13 protein-coding genes and 2 pseudogenes are annotated in these 15,235 nt (G+C 44.4%); 2 read left to right on the forward strand and 13 right to left on the reverse strand.

The window, feature by feature from the left end; all coding sequences use genetic code 11:
• Window positions 1-274: pseudogene (locus tag B9Z54_RS22305) on the forward strand (IS4 family transposase); the annotation flags it as partial.
• A gap of 171 nt (window positions 275-445) precedes the next feature.
• Here the strand turns inward: B9Z54_RS22305 and B9Z54_RS22310 are convergent.
• The 13 genes and pseudogenes from B9Z54_RS22310 to B9Z54_RS22370 form a co-directional block, all read right to left on the reverse strand.
• Complete coding sequence (locus tag B9Z54_RS22310) at window positions 446-889, reverse strand: GNAT family N-acetyltransferase (protein ID WP_113930549.1); 444 nt, start codon at window positions 887-889, stop codon at window positions 446-448.
• Window positions 890-992: 103 nt separating this feature from the next.
• Entirely contained in the window at window positions 993-1,850 is an 858-nt protein-coding gene (gene spoIIR / locus B9Z54_RS22315; RefSeq protein ID WP_113930550.1) for a stage II sporulation protein R, read from the reverse strand.
• Window positions 1,851-2,736: 886 nt separating this feature from the next.
• Window positions 2,737-3,603 (reverse strand): peptide chain release factor N(5)-glutamine methyltransferase, encoded by an 867-nt coding sequence (gene prmC, locus B9Z54_RS22320; protein ID WP_113930551.1) that lies wholly within the window; start codon window positions 3,601-3,603, stop codon window positions 2,737-2,739.
• Complete coding sequence (prfA, locus tag B9Z54_RS22325) at window positions 3,603-4,673, reverse strand: peptide chain release factor 1 (protein ID WP_113930552.1); 1,071 nt, start codon at window positions 4,671-4,673, stop codon at window positions 3,603-3,605. The genes prmC and prfA overlap by 1 nt, the downstream gene beginning before the upstream one ends.
• A gap of 91 nt (window positions 4,674-4,764) precedes the next feature.
• Window positions 4,765-5,196, reverse strand: a complete 432-nt coding sequence (locus B9Z54_RS22330; protein WP_113930553.1) for a hypothetical protein — start codon at window positions 5,194-5,196, stop codon at window positions 4,765-4,767.
• Between the two features lie 368 nt (window positions 5,197-5,564).
• Complete coding sequence (locus B9Z54_RS22335) at window positions 5,565-6,179, reverse strand: thymidine kinase (RefSeq protein ID WP_113930554.1); 615 nt, start codon at window positions 6,177-6,179, stop codon at window positions 5,565-5,567.
• Between the two features lie 332 nt (window positions 6,180-6,511).
• Window positions 6,512-6,724, reverse strand: a complete 213-nt coding sequence (rpmE, locus tag B9Z54_RS22340) for a 50S ribosomal protein L31 (RefSeq protein WP_113930555.1) — start codon at window positions 6,722-6,724, stop codon at window positions 6,512-6,514.
• 285 nt (window positions 6,725-7,009) lie between these two features.
• A pseudogene (rho, locus tag B9Z54_RS22345) lies at window positions 7,010-8,274 on the reverse strand (transcription termination factor Rho).
• 580 nt (window positions 8,275-8,854) lie between these two features.
• Window positions 8,855-9,817 (reverse strand): class II fructose-bisphosphatase, encoded by a 963-nt coding sequence (glpX, locus tag B9Z54_RS22350; protein ID WP_113930556.1) that lies wholly within the window; start codon window positions 9,815-9,817, stop codon window positions 8,855-8,857.
• Window positions 9,818-10,280: 463 nt separating this feature from the next.
• On the reverse strand, window positions 10,281-11,567 hold the full coding sequence (locus B9Z54_RS22355; protein ID WP_113930557.1) for a UDP-N-acetylglucosamine 1-carboxyvinyltransferase: 1,287 nt from the start codon (window positions 11,565-11,567) through the stop codon (window positions 10,281-10,283).
• Between the two features lie 269 nt (window positions 11,568-11,836).
• Window positions 11,837-12,481, reverse strand: a complete 645-nt coding sequence (gene fsa, locus B9Z54_RS22360; RefSeq protein ID WP_113930558.1) for a fructose-6-phosphate aldolase — start codon at window positions 12,479-12,481, stop codon at window positions 11,837-11,839.
• Between the two features lie 127 nt (window positions 12,482-12,608).
• Window positions 12,609-13,466: a class II fructose-bisphosphate aldolase gene (locus B9Z54_RS22365; protein ID WP_113930559.1), complete on the reverse strand. Its 858-nt coding sequence runs from the start codon at window positions 13,464-13,466 to the stop codon at window positions 12,609-12,611.
• Window positions 13,467-13,631: 165 nt separating this feature from the next.
• Window positions 13,632-13,994 (reverse strand): response regulator, encoded by a 363-nt coding sequence (locus B9Z54_RS22370; RefSeq protein ID WP_113930560.1) that lies wholly within the window; start codon window positions 13,992-13,994, stop codon window positions 13,632-13,634.
• Between the two features lie 515 nt (window positions 13,995-14,509).
• Here B9Z54_RS22370 and B9Z54_RS22375 point away from each other — a divergent pair.
• The gene (locus tag B9Z54_RS22375; protein WP_113930561.1) at window positions 14,510-15,031 is read left to right on the forward strand and encodes a DUF2529 domain-containing protein; all 522 of its coding nucleotides are present in this window, start codon (window positions 14,510-14,512) and stop codon (window positions 15,029-15,031) included.
• Window positions 15,032-15,235: the final 204 nt, after the last annotated feature.

Raw genomic sequence — 15,235 nt, forward strand, 5'->3', positions numbered from 1 at the left:
CACAAAGCCCCAAGGAATCTGGAATCAAATGTTCTTAGCTGTCATTGCCTTTGGTTTATCTGTGATCGTTAAGCTTATGACACGATCCACCAAGACTACATGGGGATTCTTTCAATCACTTCAAACCTATCTCTATAAAACGTATAGCGATCTATTATTAGAATTAGGTAGAAAGAAGAAAGAATCAAAAGGCAGACAAAAAGTTCCGATCCCTTCGAAACCTAAACCTGATTTTGGAACTGTAGCCATGGTAAAAGGAAAACGACGAATTTAACTATAAGTATGTAAAAAAATGGGAACAAGGTCTTTTACAACCATGTTGCCCTTTTTTAATTCTCGAGCTAGAAATAACTGTAAAATTTTTGAATAAATTTAAGAAATTTACATAGATGCATTGCTAGTGACATTCCCTCTCACTGCTTTAATGCGTTAACATGTTAAGTTATCAGAATTGGAAGTGCATGATTGTACAGTTATCCACTGTGGATACTGCTTTTGCATGCGTGAATTGCTGTAACTCTTCTACGCATTTAGACTTATCCACTTGTTGAAAACCCAGCAAGTGAAAAAATTGGACCGACGCCTGTTTATTGGACACGAGATACAGCGTGGATAACTGCTTTTCCCTGCCCAACTGGAGGATATTCTGGAAAAGAGCGAATAAATCGTCTCCATCCATTGTCGGCTTAACCACCAATGACCTCAACAATCCGGTCCTTTCCAGAATCTCAAGGCCCAGCGTTCCTTCAATCTCGAATGCTTCATTCTCCACGATTAAAAAGTTATCAATGCTGTCCTCGATCCCCACGGTACTTAATTCTGCACGTTCAAGGAATCTCTTGATTCTTTCGCTGTCTTTTTCCAAAGCTCTCCTGATTGTTTTCAACATATTCAAGCCCCTCTCGCATTTATCTATATAGTTAATAGATATGTAATGAGAGAGTGAATAGAACAAAAAAGAGATTCTTTTACAGAAGAATCTCTCTTTCACCTTAATTCACAAGTCCTTTCAGGAAATCTACCACGAAGAATCTTACCTCCACTTCGCTTTCCTCTTCTTCTACAAAAAGCTGTTCTTCTGATAATGCTTTCTCTGCTTCAACCTTTTCTGCTATTGGTTTATCCACAACTTGTCCACCCGCTGCGTTAATTTCATTCTCTTCAACGATATATGACCCTGCTTCACCTGCAACCGCTTCTTTTTCTGCACTCTGAACTTCCACCTGTTCCACTTCATCCGAAGCAGTAAGTGATTCACCAGAACCTTCCGTTACAGGCACATTAACTTCCTGTTCCACTTCACTTGCTTCAGCCGTTGATTCAAATCCAGGACTTCTGACAGCCGTTCCGCTTGAAAAATCCAGGAAACACAGCGGCGGATAAAGAACACACCACCAGTTGGCTCCTTGGCCGCTTCCCAACGTAATCAGGATCGCTTCGTATTCACCCGCAGGATATAAAAACTGGCCATAAAGCTTCGTAGGAAAATCGACTTTCCCAAATTCAACGTTAACCGATTGCGACAGCCCTTCCTCTTCCATCACTTGTTCGGCAATCTCCTGTAGTTCTGGAAGACCCGCCTTGATTGTAGAGCGTGCTTCCTCAAGTGAAACAAGGCTTTCCACCCATTCTGTTATTTCCTCATTGACTCTGTCACGGATCAAGCGTTTTACTGCCTGATCTTCTTCCTTGTCGCTGTCAGCCAGAATCCTCAATCGGATCGCTTCATTCGGAATGACTTGAACCTCCTGCTGAGCAGAAATTGACTCCTGTTTCGGTATATATAAACTTAAGATTGTTCCAATACTTAAAGTGATTATGTACATCCAGGCTAATTTAGTTGATTTCATTTCCTCCACCGTCCCTTCAGTAAAACAGTGTGGACAGAAATCTCAATTCTTAAACTAGCAAAATTGAAAAAATTTAAACTAGCATTCTACTAAAGTTATAGTTATATGATTTTCTGCTCATGCTAATCACAAAGATTGTGGCTGTTGAAAAGCAATGGATTTCCGCTCCAGCCGCACGACTCCGCGGGGCGGGCGGTGAGCCTCCTCGGCTTTATATAAAGTGGAAGCGGCCGTTCAGCGACGTACAGATTTTAGGGCTCTCGCATGAGATAAAGGAATCACGAGGAGCGATAGCGATTCGATGATGACTTATCGCAAGGAGAGAGACCGAAATCTGCTAGTCGCTGGCCGCTGGAGCTAGATTTGCCTGCGGGGTCTCACCTGTCCCGCTAGTCCCGCAGGAGGTCGCGCGGCTTCCGCTCCAATCCTCCTACCTAAAAATGGGGTGGAGGATAATAAAGTATTCAAAGGCAACAATCTTTTTGAAAGGCTGTTTTCGCATATATTAATGCTTTCAAAAAAATCCCAAGAGCCGGATTCTTCTCCGGATACTAAGAGTTTTATCTCTTATCGGGGGAGACTTTTCGTTGTTACCAGTTTTCACCCCTCTTAATATGGTTACTTTTCCGGAATTAGTATCAAATAGCAACAAGGTTTGCGAAAAGAGCCTTTAGAAAGATCCTTTCATAATCTTTGTAAGTAAGTATACTCCTTAATTCTCTATGAAAATATTCATACCTGCAAGAAAGAAAACCCCTAGTATTAAGGTAATAAAAAAAGCAGAAGAGACAGCCTCCTCCAGCAAAGCAACGCGTTAAATGCGCTGCCAGGCTAAAAGGGACTGTCCCTATTAGTGCTTTAATGGACTAAAGTTCAATTGAACCCTTCATCCTCTTGTACTGAAAACCATCCGGTCTTTGCCATTGATGTCGTGGATAATTTCCGTGCGGGCATCAGGGAATGCGCCTCTGAGCATTCCGGCAACCGCTTCACCCTGTCCAACCCCAATTTCAAATCCGATCAGATACCTGCTATTCATGACTTTTGGAAGTTCTTCCATAAAACGCTGGTAGAAATCCAAGCCGCTTTCGCCTCCAAAAAGTGCCGAGTGCGGCTCATGGTCCTTCACCACTTCCGATAAAGAATCCAGGTCGCTCAAGGGGATATAAGGCGGATTCGAAACAAGCACATCCAGCTTCTCCTCAGCCAAAATTATAGGCTGTAGCAAATCGCCTTCTAAAAACGAAACCTGCGCACCCAATGCCTCGGCATTTTTCTCCGCCACCGTCAAAGCTTTCGAGGAAATATCTACTGCCGATACAGCCAGCTGCGGTTTCTCCAATTTCAGCGTCACCGCAATCGCACCGCTCCCTGTTCCGATATCGGCCAGTTTCAATTGATCCTGCCCGGCAAAATGCTTCTTGATTTTATCTAAAGTATGATACACCAGTTCCTCAGTTTCAGGACGTGGAATCAGGACATGCTCACTGACGCGAAATCTCCGGCCGTAAAACTCCTCATGGCCGATGATATGCTGAATCGGTGTTCCCTGGATATGACTGGTGATTCCACGAACAAACTCAAGCTTCACCTTGTCGCTCAATACCAGTCTTTGATTAGCCAGCAGCTGGGACCTGTCCATCTCTAAAAGATGCTTCATTAATAGTTCTCCCGCATTTTCATCCCGCTTATTTTCTTTCAAAAAAGAAGAAGCCCATTTAAGGGCTTCAAAAACAGTTTTGCAACTGCTCATTATTCTTCCAATCTCTCTAGCAGTTTAGATTGGTCTTCAAGGATGAGTGCGTCGATGACGTCATCCATTTTCCCTTCTAAAATCTGATCGAGTTTTTGAATTGTCAAACCAATGCGGTGATCCGTTACGCGATTCTGCGGGAAATTATACGTACGGATTCGCTCGGAGCGGTCGCCGGTACCGACAGCTGACTTACGATTGGCATCATATTCTGCCTGTACTTCTCTTTGGAACTTGTCGTAGACACGGGCACGAAGGACTTTCATCGCTTTTTCTTTATTCTTGATCTGGGATTTTTCATCCTGACATGAAACGACAACACCAGTAGGCATATGCGTCAAACGCACAGCTGACATCGTAGTGTTAACACTCTGTCCGCCCGGTCCGCTGGATGCGAATGTATCGACACGGATATCTTTTTCATGGATATCGATCTCCACTTCTTCCGCTTCAGGAAGACATGCAACGGTTGCCGTTGACGTATGGATACGTCCGCCTGATTCTGTTTCAGGAACACGCTGTACTCGGTGTGCGCCATTTTCATATTTCATTTTGGAATAGGCGCCATTTCCAGTAATCATGAAAATGATTTCCTTATAACCGCCGACACCAGTAGAGTTCGCTTCCATGACTTCGGTCTTCCAGCCTTGAGCTTCCGCAAAACGGCTGTACATACGGTAAAGATCGCCGGCAAACAATGCCGCCTCGTCTCCGCCTGCTGCTCCGCGGACCTCCATGATTACGTTCTTGTCATCATTAGGGTCTTTAGGAATAAGAAGAATCTTCATTCTCTCTTCCAATTTCCCAATTTGTTCTTCCAATTCGGAAACTTCCTCTTTGACCATTTCACGCATCTCCGAATCAAGCTTTTCTTCAAGCATTGATTTGGCGTCTTTGAACTGGGACGTAGCTTCCTTATATTCACGATATGCTTCAACAGTTTCCTGGATGTTAGATTGTTCCTTGGAATATTCTCTTAGCTTCTTTGGGTCATTCACAATTTCCGGATCGCTCAAAAGCTCATTCAGCTTTTCATAACGATCTTCCACTGCCTGTAAACGATCGAACACAGCTATTCACCTCAATTTTAATCCATAACAGTCTAATTATATTATATGCCGGCCTCAAACACAAGAAACGGTAAAAGGACGAGTCTCCCTTTTACCGTTCATGGATCTGTACATTCACCTTATATCTTGGAAATGCCCTTGTCAGACGCTTGCCAAGTTCTGCTTCTTCTTTATTCCTTTTGTCCTGCGCCATCTCGTCATGAGTATAGGCAGTGACCCACATCTGCTGGCCGTTAAGCCAAACCTGACCGGGCTCAAAGTCTGTGTACTCTTCTATGACATCCCTCGCCTTATTGACATCCGTGCCTTTATTCGGCTGCGTTTCTGCTAAATCAATAAAGTTGGGGTTTTGATTCGTCTCCATCGGCTGGTCGACATTTTGATTCGTATCCACATCATTTAAATCATTATTGACGAACCTTCTCCCGCCTTGATCTTCATCCCGCACGTAAAGATTATCATTTTGTGCTCCACATGCTGTCAGTAAGATGGTAAGAGCCGCTAAACTTAAGACCTTCCTCATCTGAAACACCTCCTGAGCATAGGTTGTCCCATGAATTGAAGGTTATACAGCCTGCTTTTTGACAGTGAAAAAATGCGAGAAACACTTTCAGGACGAAAGCGTCGAAAGAAGAAAAATATCTTACCTGCGAATTGGAGCTGGGGTTGCAGATATTTAAGTAAAGGAATTCTCTCCATGCACACAATGGCTTTCGTAAGAGACAAACCTTTCTCGAATAGCTTTTGCCTGAAAGTATTAGGAAAAAGGAAACTAAGCACTTGAGTAACTAGCCTTAAAAAATAAGGGAACATTTTACCGCAAATTTATTACACGCGATATACTTCGTGACAAATAAAAAAACCGAGAGCAGAACGGCTCCCGGCAAAAAATTATATTTTCTTCACGATCGATTCCTGGCTGACACTGATACCCTTAGGCACCTGGTGATGATGCCTGCATCTTGGTTCATACGCTTCCGAAGCTCCCACAAGGATGATTGGATCATCATATCCAGCAGGACGACCATCGATCAGGCGCTGTGTACGGCTTGCGGGGGATCCGCAAACAGAACATACAGCCTGGAGCTTGGTCACTTGTTCAGCAGCCGCCATCAAGCGGGGCATCGGACCAAATGGTTCTCCGCGGAAATCCTGGTCAAGCCCTGCAGTGACGACACGATGACCTGCATCGGCAAGTTTCTGCACGACTTCCACAATACCTTCATCAAAAAACTGGACTTCGTCAATAGCAACGATATCGACACTGGCTGTCACCTCTCCGAGAATCTCCAATGAAGATTCAACAGGCTTGGCGATCACAGATGTTCCATTATGGGAAACTACAGCTTCCTCACTATAGCGGTTATCTAATTTCGGTTTGAAGACCATGATTTCCTGCTTGGCAAATTGCGCTCTTCTGACGCGCCGAATCAACTCTTCAGATTTTCCAGAGAACATGCTTCCGCAAATTACTTCCAACCATCCGGTCTGTTTCATGAGATACATGAAATTAGCCCTCTCCTTCCTCGATCGATGAATTTATGAAATACATCCTATGTATTCCGAACAGCACCTTTAATAATATAAAATAAGTGCAATAACAGGCAGTGCAGCCGGAAAAGAATGTCTTAAAAGGTCTGATTCAGAAAAAAAGAGGCGCAGTCTTATTTACTGCCTCCACTTGATTTTTCCTTATTTTCTCATAAAAGAGAAATAAAAAACAGGCAAGCATAATTCCTTGCCTGTTTTCTTTAAAGATTAGAAAGGGAGAATTCCAGGGAAGCTGTTAAGCACATATGCTTACAGGAACCCTGAAACGCTCCGCTGTTTTTCTAAAATTATTGTTGTTGGTTTTTAAGGCCGTATTTCTTGTTGAAACGATCAACACGTCCGCCGGCATCAGCGAATTTTTGACGACCAGTGTAGAAAGGATGGCACTCAGAGCAAACCTCTACTTTCACTTCGTTCTCAACAGAACCTGTTTCGAACTCGTTACCGCAAGCACATGTAACCATCACTTTTTTGTAATCTGGATGAATTCCTTGTTTCATTCTTTTTCATCTCCTTCCGCCCTGAATCATCTGAGACAGAGTTATATATTCCAAAATATGCGATATGAGCGTAAGCCATTTGACCAGCCCCTTACCGCATCCAATTTAAAAACACACTGACAATATTATAACAAGTCCATCAATGAAATGCAACCTGGTTTTCAAGCTGGATATATTTCACTTCACCACTTTAAACTGCAGAAAGAGACAGTCCCTTTATGCGGTTTAACGCTCTAAAGCAACAAAAGGGACTGTCCCTTGCGCTGCTTTAAAGGAGGCAAGCGCTTAGGAGCGCCTGCCTTTGGATTCTTCATGCAGGATTTCGAAGAACTCTTCGTTTGTCTTGGTTTTCTTCAGCTTGCGCAGGAATTTTTCCGCAAAGTCCGGAGCGTCTGACATCGCTTTTCGGATTGCCCATAACTTATCCAGGTTTTCAGCAGGAATAAGAAGTTCTTCTTTTCGTGTTCCGGAACGGCGGATATCGATTGCAGGGAAGATTCTTCTTTCTGCAAGAGCACGGTCAAGATGAAGTTCCATGTTTCCAGTTCCTTTGAATTCCTCATAAATGACATCGTCCATACGTGAGCCGGTATCAACAAGAGCCGTTGCCAGTACAGTTAAGCTTCCGCCCTCTTCTATGTTACGCGCAGCCCCGAAGAATCGTTTCGGACGGTGGAACGCAGCCGGGTCGATACCGCCGGAAAGCGTTCTTCCGCTTGGCGGAATGACCAGGTTATAAGCACGAGCCAAACGTGTGATACTATCCATAAGAATGATAACATCGCGTTTATGTTCAACAAGACGCATCGCACGCTCCAATACGAGCTCAGCCACTTTAATATGATTTTCCGGCACTTCATCAAAGGTCGAGCTTACTACTTCCGCCTCGACAGAGCGTTCAATATCTGTTACTTCCTCTGGACGCTCATCGATAAGAAGGATGATCAATTCCGCTTCAGGATTATTGGTTGTGATTGAATTCGCTATTTCCTTTAAGAGCATCGTTTTCCCTGCTTTTGGAGGAGCGACGATCAAGCCACGCTGACCAAAGCCGACAGGAGAAATCAGATCCATGATGCGTGTGGAAATTTTACTAGTTGTCGTTTCAAGTTTAATCTGACGGTCAGGATATAAAGGAGTAAGAGCAGGGAAGTGAACACGGTCCTTGGATGCTTCCGGTTCGACGCCATTGACCATTTCTACATGCAGCAATCCGAAATAACGCTCATTTTCTTTTGGAGGACGCACTTTTCCTGAAACCTTGTCCCCATTTCTCAGATCAAAACGGCGGATTTGGGATGCGGAAATATAAATGTCCTCGGCACTCGGCGAGTAATTGATCGGACGCAGGAATCCGAAGCCTTCCGACTGAATGATTTCCAATACCCCTTCCATAAAGAAAAAGCCTTCTTTTTCAGCTCTGACTTTAAGGATCGCAAAAATCAGTTCTTTTTTGTCAGCTTGCTATAGTAGGAAATCTTATACTCTCTTGCTAATTCGTACAGTTCTTTTAATTTCATGTTTTCTAAGCTTTTAATCGTTAATTCCATAATGACACCACTCTTTAATTATTTGAAATCTACCATATGGAGAACGTTATGATAGGAAAAATTACCGGATAATGAATAAGAAGAAATATCAGAAGCAATTTCTTGTGAAGTATATTTATCTATGGCTCTTTTCGCAAAGATTGCGGCTGTTTAATAGTGATGGCTTACCGCTCCAATCCTTATTCGTAAAAGGGTAGAGGATAAAATAGCATCAATTTTTTAAAAAAGAGCCTTTTTAAAACTTGTTACTAATTGAATTTCGAATATTATCGCCCTGATTCACGGAAATATCAGTTTCCTGGAGATTGGATAGCATTTAATATATAGGAAAATAAAACAACTACTATCTAATCATATTTTTCAGTTGAAATCAACAATGGAATTGAAAGGAAGGAAAAAGTCATGATGGGCGGAGGAATACCCTCATCTCTCTCTGTATATAGGAAATGTCAGCTTCCATGGGAGAATTCCATGGAAGCTGACTGTATTTGATGATCACTTAGGTGTTCAGAAGGCTGTCGGCTTCAAAATAGTTACTGCTGAAGCAGCCAGAATCTAAGAAACACCTTTACAAAAATCTTTACTTCATCACCAGATTCGGTTTCTTTTGCAAGCTGTGGCGGCCGTCAATAAAACGGACCGTCCCGGATTTCGCTCTCATGACAACAGAATGCGTCAAGCCATGGGTCCCTTTTAATTGGACACCACGCAAAAGCTCTCCATCCGTTACACCTGTTGCGGCAAAGATGGCATCGTCGCCTGTAACAAGGTCTTCCATGCGGAGGATCTTGCTGCAATCAAGGCCCATTCTCACACAACGGTCTGCTTCGGCATCATTCTGAGGGAGAAGCTTTCCTTGGATTTCCCCGCCAAGGCACTTCAGCGCAACAGCAGCCAGAACGCCTTCGGGAGCGCCGCCTGAACCGAACAGGATATCTACACCTGTATGATCGAAAGCTGTATTCATGGCGCCTGCTACATCACCGTCATTGATCAGCTTGATTCTCGCTCCCGCTTCTCTCAATTGGGCGATGATGTGAGAATGACGCTCACGGTTAAGGACCGTCGCCACAACGTCTTCAATGTCTTTATTTTTCGCGCGGGCGACCGCTTTCAGGTTATCCAGTACAGATGCATTAATATCAATCTGTCCGACCGCTTCCGGTCCAACCGCTATCTTGTCCATGTACATATCCGGCGCATTCAACAGGTTTCCGTGGTCAGCAACAGCCAGTACGGCAAGGGCATTCCAGCCGCCGGAAGCTACTATGTTGGTGCCTTCCAGGGGATCGACTGCTACGTCAACGCGAGGCCCATAGCCTGTCCCTAATTTTTCACCGATATAGAGCATCGGGGCTTCATCCATTTCCCCTTCCCCGATTACAACTGTCCCTTTCATCGGTACAGTGTCGAACACATCTCTCATTGCGGAGGTTGCTGCATCATCCGCCTCATCTTTCTTTCCTCTTCCCATCCAGCGGGCTGAAGCAAGCGCTGCCCCTTCTGTCACTCGTACAAGTTCCATCGATAAACTTCTTTCCATCTGTTTCTCCCCCTGTGTCATAAATATATTTTTATATGCGAATTGTATAACATAATAATAAATATATTGTAACACATTAAAGGAGAGGGGAAAGGATTTTTTTAGAATGCTCTATTTCGAGCCATGACTTTGCTCTGTATAAGAGTAATGGATTTCCGCTCCAGCCGCGCGACTCCGCGGGGCGGGCGTTGAGCCTCCTCGGCTTCATAAAAAGCGGAAGCGGCCGTTCAGCGACGTACAGATTTTAGGGCTCTCGTATGAGATAAAGGAATCATGAAGAGCGATAGCGATTCGATGATGACTTATCGCAAGAAGAGAGACCGAAATCTGCTAGTCGTTGGCCGCTGGAGCTGGATTCGCCTGCGGGGTTACGTTCCAGTGGGTACGTAACCTTGGTCTCACCTGTCCCGCTAATCCCGCACATTTTCCGCTTCAGACCTGCGAATCCCTGAGGCGAATATCACTAGGAACTTTTAAGCTGCTCCAATTCCTCAGGAGACATCTTTTCACGCCAAATGGTCGCGCCAAGTCCTTCCAGCTTCTCAACAAGGCTGCTGTAACCACGGTCGATGTGCTCGAGGCCGGTTACTTCTGTGATGCCTTCAGCCATTAGGCCCGCTACGACTAGTGCAGCTCCTGCTCTCAGGTCGCTTGCCTTCACTTTTGCACCCTGCAGCTGTATCGGACCGTTGACGATAGCGGAACGGCCTTCCACCTTAATGTTGGCATTCATTCTGCGCAGCTCATCAATATGCTTGAATCGGGCAGAATAAATGGTATCCGTTACGACTGCCGATCCCTTGGCCCTTGTTAAAAGTGAGGTGAACGGCTGCTGAAGATCAGTCGGGAACCCTGGGTACACAAGGGTCTTGATATCGACAGCATTTAAATTCTCCGCCTTGCCGATGAAAATCTGCTCATCGCTTGTCTCAATAGGCACGCCCATTTCACGCATTTTCGCAATCAAAGATTCCATATGAAGCGGGATGACGTTATCGATCAGCACGCCTTCACCTGCAGCCGCACCTAAAATCATGAACGTACCCGCCTCAATGCGGTCGGGAATGATGGTATGGCGGCATCCGCTCAGGTTTTCAACTCCATCTATACGGATGACATCTGTACCGGCCCCTTTGATTCTGGCACCCATATTGGTCAGCAAAGTAGCCACATCAATGATTTCAGGCTCTTTCGCTGCATTTTCTATAATTGTCTGGCCTTTAGCCCTCACGGCTGCCAGCATAATATTAATGGTAGCTCCGACACTTACCACATCAAGGTAGATGCGGGCTCCGCGAAGTTCTTCCGCTCTAAGATAGATGGCGCCCTGCTCGTTCGTCACTTCGGCACCCAGAGCTTCAAAGCCTTTGATATGCTGGTCGATCGGACGGGGACCCAGGTGGCATCCGCCCGGAAGTCCGATTGCTGCTTTTTTGAAACGCCCAAGCATGGCACCCATCAAATAGTAGGATGCTCTCAGCTTTTTAACTTTTCCGCTTGGCATCGGCATTGAAATCATTCGTGACGGATCCACTCTCATCTCACCATCGGCAAAAGAAACTTCTCCACCGATTTCTTCAAGCAGAGATTTCAGTGTCTGTACATCTGAAATCTCGGGTAAACCTTCGATTGTTACCGGAGAGTCGGCAAGGATCGTTGCCGGGATAAGGGCCACAGCGCTGTTTTTCGCTCCACTTACCTTTATTGTCCCTTTCAGTGGATAACCGCCTGCTATTTTAAGCTTTTCCATTTTAGACTCCCTTCCAAATTCCTTGATGAATTTTCCATAAACTAAGCAACATTTTATACTTGATGTTTATATGGTTATTTTTACCAATAAAATCGATTCTAAGAAGTATTGTCTACTAGTTTATACATAATTCGTCAAAACATGTATAGAAGAATAGATTTTTTTAAAAATTATACCTTTTTTACTATTAATCTGCATCTGGCGTGTCGATTTCCGCTGCAGGTGCAGAACTGAGGACATCTGCATCATAATAACCAATCCAGGGATGGCTAGCTTCTGTTATTCCAATCATCCAGGAATGCCTGGATGCCTTTGTCAGTAAGAGGATGCTTGAACAACTGCCCAAGGACTTTATAAGGAGTGGTCGCAATATGAGCCCCTCTTAAAGCAGCATCCGTAATATGCTGCGGATGCCTGATTGAAGCCGCGATGATTTCAGTTTCGATGCCATGGATGGCAAAGATTTCAGAGATTTTTTCAATCAGCTCCATCCCGTCATGGCCGATATCGTCCAGTCTTCCAAGGAAAGGAGAGACATATGCGGCACCCGCCCTTGCTGCCAGCAATGCCTGATTGGCGCTGAAAACCAGGGTTACATTCGTTTTGATTCCTTCTTTGGAGAAGACTGCAACCGCCTTTAGTCCTTCAGGAGTCATCGGTACTTTCACTGTGATATTCGGTGCGATTGCCGCAAGCTCGCGGCCCTCTTTGATCATTCCTTCAGCATCGAGTGCGATCACTTCCCCGGAAACCGATCCGGGAACAAGATCAGCAATCTCTTTTAAGCGGTCATGAAAAGATACCCCTTCTTCTTTAGCAACCAATGAAGGATTAGTTGTGACCCCTGAAATGATGCCCCATTCAAAAACTTCACGGATCTCATCCATATTTGCCGTATCAATAAAAAATTTCATTGCCCATTCCACTTCCTTCGACTAAATTTTCAAAACAATTAAAATGAACGGAAACCGCCTTATGGTTTAAGGCGGTTTCTATAAGCGTTGTTATTAGATTCTGTGATATCTATAGAGTTCTATAAAATTATGCTTGGTTTGAAGAACCAAATTCACGCATTTTGCCGATAACCGTTTGCTTGATTGCTTCACGCGCAGGTCCAAGATATTTACGTGGATCATATACTTCAGCATCCTCAGCAAGCACTTCGCGGACCTTTCTCGCAGAAGCGATTTGGTTTTCAGTGTTTACGTTGATTTTAGCTGTACCGTAAGATACCGCTCTTTGGATGTCTTTAGTCGGAATTCCAGTACCGCCGTGAAGTACCAGAGGCACTCCAGTAGCCGCGCCGATTTCTTCCATCTCCTTGAATCCAAGGTTAGGCTCGCCTTTGTATGGGCCGTGAACAGAACCAAGGGCAGGTGCCAATGTATCGATACCAGTGCGCTCAACAAGCTCCTGGCACTCTTTAGGATCTGCGTAGATAACGCCGTCTGCTACTACGTCGTCCTCTTGACCGCCGACAACTCCAAGTTCAGCTTCAACAGAAACACCTTTAGAGTGTGCATACTCAACAACTTTAGAAGTGATTTCGATGTTTTGCTCGAAAGGACCGTGAGAAGCATCGATCATGACAGACGTGAAGCCTGCATCGATTGCTTCTTTACATTTATCGTAGCTGGAACCATGATCAAGGTGAATAGCTACAGGCACTGTGATTTTGTAATCTTCCATAAGGCCTTCCACCATTTTGACGACCGTTACGAAGCCGCCCATATAGCGTGCCGCGCCCTCAGAAACACCAAGGATTACCGGTGATTTTTCTTCTTCCGCAGCTTGAAGGATCGCTTGAGTGAACTCAAGGTTATTTAAGTTGAATTGTCCTACAGCATAGCTGTTATCTTTTGCTTTGATAAGCATTTCTTTCATTGAAACTAAAGGCATGAAATTTTTCCTCCTTTTATTGAGTCAGTATGTAAACTGTTTACCCGTTTCTCAGTGTTTGCAATTTCATCTGTATAATACCAAAAAGGTCAACATTTTACCAACCGACTGCCCTGTTTTAACAAAAAGAAGTATTATTCCGTATTTTCAAATTCTTGGAAAGGGTTACATCGTGGCGTACTGTTTCACTGCCTGCCTGATATCGTCAATATCAAAAGGCTTGGCGAAATGAGTGATCGCTCCCAGGTCCTTTGCTTCCTGGATCATATCAAGTTCACCATAAGCCGTCATGATGATGACACGGATATCAGGATCCTTTTCCTTCATTCTCTTTAAAATTTCAATGCCGTCCATTCCCGGGATTTTCATATCTAGCAATACCAGATCAGGGGAATGTTTATCTACGATATCAAGGGCTTGAATCCCGTTAGCCGCTTGAAAAGTGTTGTAACCTTCTTTTTGCAATACTTCATTCAATAAAATCCGTATACCAAATTGATCATCTACAATGAGGATGTTTTCCTTCATCTAGTCCACCTCTTCCCCTCTTAATAAAACCTGAAACGTGGTAAAAGCTTCCGTCTTTTGATCGGCCTTCTTTCGTGAATCTTGCTGCTCTTTAATAAGGCATCTGATTCCCGCTCAAGGATCACGGCTTCAATGGCCGAAACTCCCTCCGCTTCTCTCAACTCTTTTTAAAGGTTGTATCTCTCCAGCAGCATTTCAGGAAAGAGCCAATGATTATCAGCCGGATGCCCCTTTTATATTTACAGTCTTCTACATTGCTGCTTTCCGCGGCAGGATTCTTTGCAATCAGCAATCCTGGGCACCGCCATTTCAGGCGGTAAACAGAGAACAGCTTCTATTAAAAATGATAAGTATAATGTATATGGACCCACAAGTATACTTCTACATAAGACCTGCCAACTCCTTCTTCTCTTGATAATTTTACATCCAGGTCTGCCGCTTTTATAATTTAGTACATATACAGCGGGCAATTTCGCTTGTGCGATAAAAAAAACGGATTAAAAGGAGCACATACCATGATTAAAATGTTTACTACACAGCTATCGGGGCTTTTCAACCGGATTGCTGATAAAGAAGAATTCAGCATTGAAGACGGGGCCCGCCTGCTTGCACAGGCATCCGTTGGCGAAGGCAGCATCTACATCAAAGGTTTTGCCGAGATGGACAGTGTCACTCTTGAAGCCCTGAATGGACACGAGCCTCTGCAGGGAGCTAAAGCCCTGGTCAATATGGAGGATCTGACAGAAGCGGACCGGGTGCTTTTAGTATCCCGTTTTTCCACTGATGAAGAGGCAGTTTCACTTGCGAAACAGCTTGTTGACAAAGGAGTTCCATTCGCTGCTGTATCTGGGGTGATTTCTGCAGAAGGTGAAAACCTCGCAGACCTGGCAGATATCCATATCGATACCAAATTGATAAAAGGAATGCTTCCAGGGGAGGAATTAGGAGAGCGCGTCGGCTTCCCATCCAGTATGGCAGCACTCTATATCTATTTCCTGATTAAGTTTTCGCTTGAAGAGATGCTGGAGGAGTATTGATTATAAATTTTCACTAAATAATGAGTTTTATGGTGCCCCACCAGTGTGAACTGGCGGGTTTGCTCTGCTGTTGGAAGCCTCTCTTACCAGATTCGGACTGTAAGCCCCACTAATTGGAGAGAAATAAGGGGAGAAATTCCCCTTATTTGCTTAAAAGATGCAGAAATGGTCCTTTTCGCTGTGCTTAAGCGGAAAAACTCCGCT

Origin of the sequence: Bacillus sp. P14.5, from assembly GCF_003316765.1 — a bacterium.
Classification (GTDB): domain Bacteria; phylum Bacillota; class Bacilli; order Bacillales; family Bacillaceae_B; genus Rossellomorea.

Excerpts from the sequence above, each read along its gene's own strand:
- B9Z54_RS22310 (WP_113930549.1), bottom strand. The coding sequence starts at position 889 with ATGTTGAAAACAATCAGGAGAGCTTTGGAAAAAGACAGCGAAAGAATC.
- spoIIR (WP_113930550.1), bottom strand. The coding sequence starts at position 1,850 with ATGAAATCAACTAAATTAGCCTGGATGTACATAATCACTTTAAGTATT.
- prmC (WP_113930551.1), bottom strand. The coding sequence starts at position 3,603 with ATGAGCAGTTGCAAAACTGTTTTTGAAGCCCTTAAATGGGCTTCTTCT.
- B9Z54_RS22330 (WP_113930553.1), bottom strand. The coding sequence starts at position 5,196 with ATGAGGAAGGTCTTAAGTTTAGCGGCTCTTACCATCTTACTGACAGCA.
- B9Z54_RS22335 (WP_113930554.1), bottom strand. The coding sequence starts at position 6,179 with ATGTATCTCATGAAACAGACCGGATGGTTGGAAGTAATTTGCGGAAGC.
- rpmE (WP_113930555.1), bottom strand. The coding sequence starts at position 6,724 with ATGAAACAAGGAATTCATCCAGATTACAAAAAAGTGATGGTTACATGT.
- glpX (WP_113930556.1), bottom strand. The coding sequence starts at position 9,817 with ATGGAAAGAAGTTTATCGATGGAACTTGTACGAGTGACAGAAGGGGCA.
- B9Z54_RS22355 (WP_113930557.1), bottom strand. The coding sequence starts at position 11,567 with ATGGAAAAGCTTAAAATAGCAGGCGGTTATCCACTGAAAGGGACAATA.
- fsa (WP_113930558.1), bottom strand. The coding sequence starts at position 12,481 with ATGAAATTTTTTATTGATACGGCAAATATGGATGAGATCCGTGAAGTT.
- B9Z54_RS22365 (WP_113930559.1), bottom strand. The coding sequence starts at position 13,466 with ATGCCTTTAGTTTCAATGAAAGAAATGCTTATCAAAGCAAAAGATAAC.
- B9Z54_RS22370 (WP_113930560.1), bottom strand. The coding sequence starts at position 13,994 with ATGAAGGAAAACATCCTCATTGTAGATGATCAATTTGGTATACGGATT.
- B9Z54_RS22375 (WP_113930561.1), top strand. The coding sequence starts at position 14,510 with ATGATTAAAATGTTTACTACACAGCTATCGGGGCTTTTCAACCGGATT.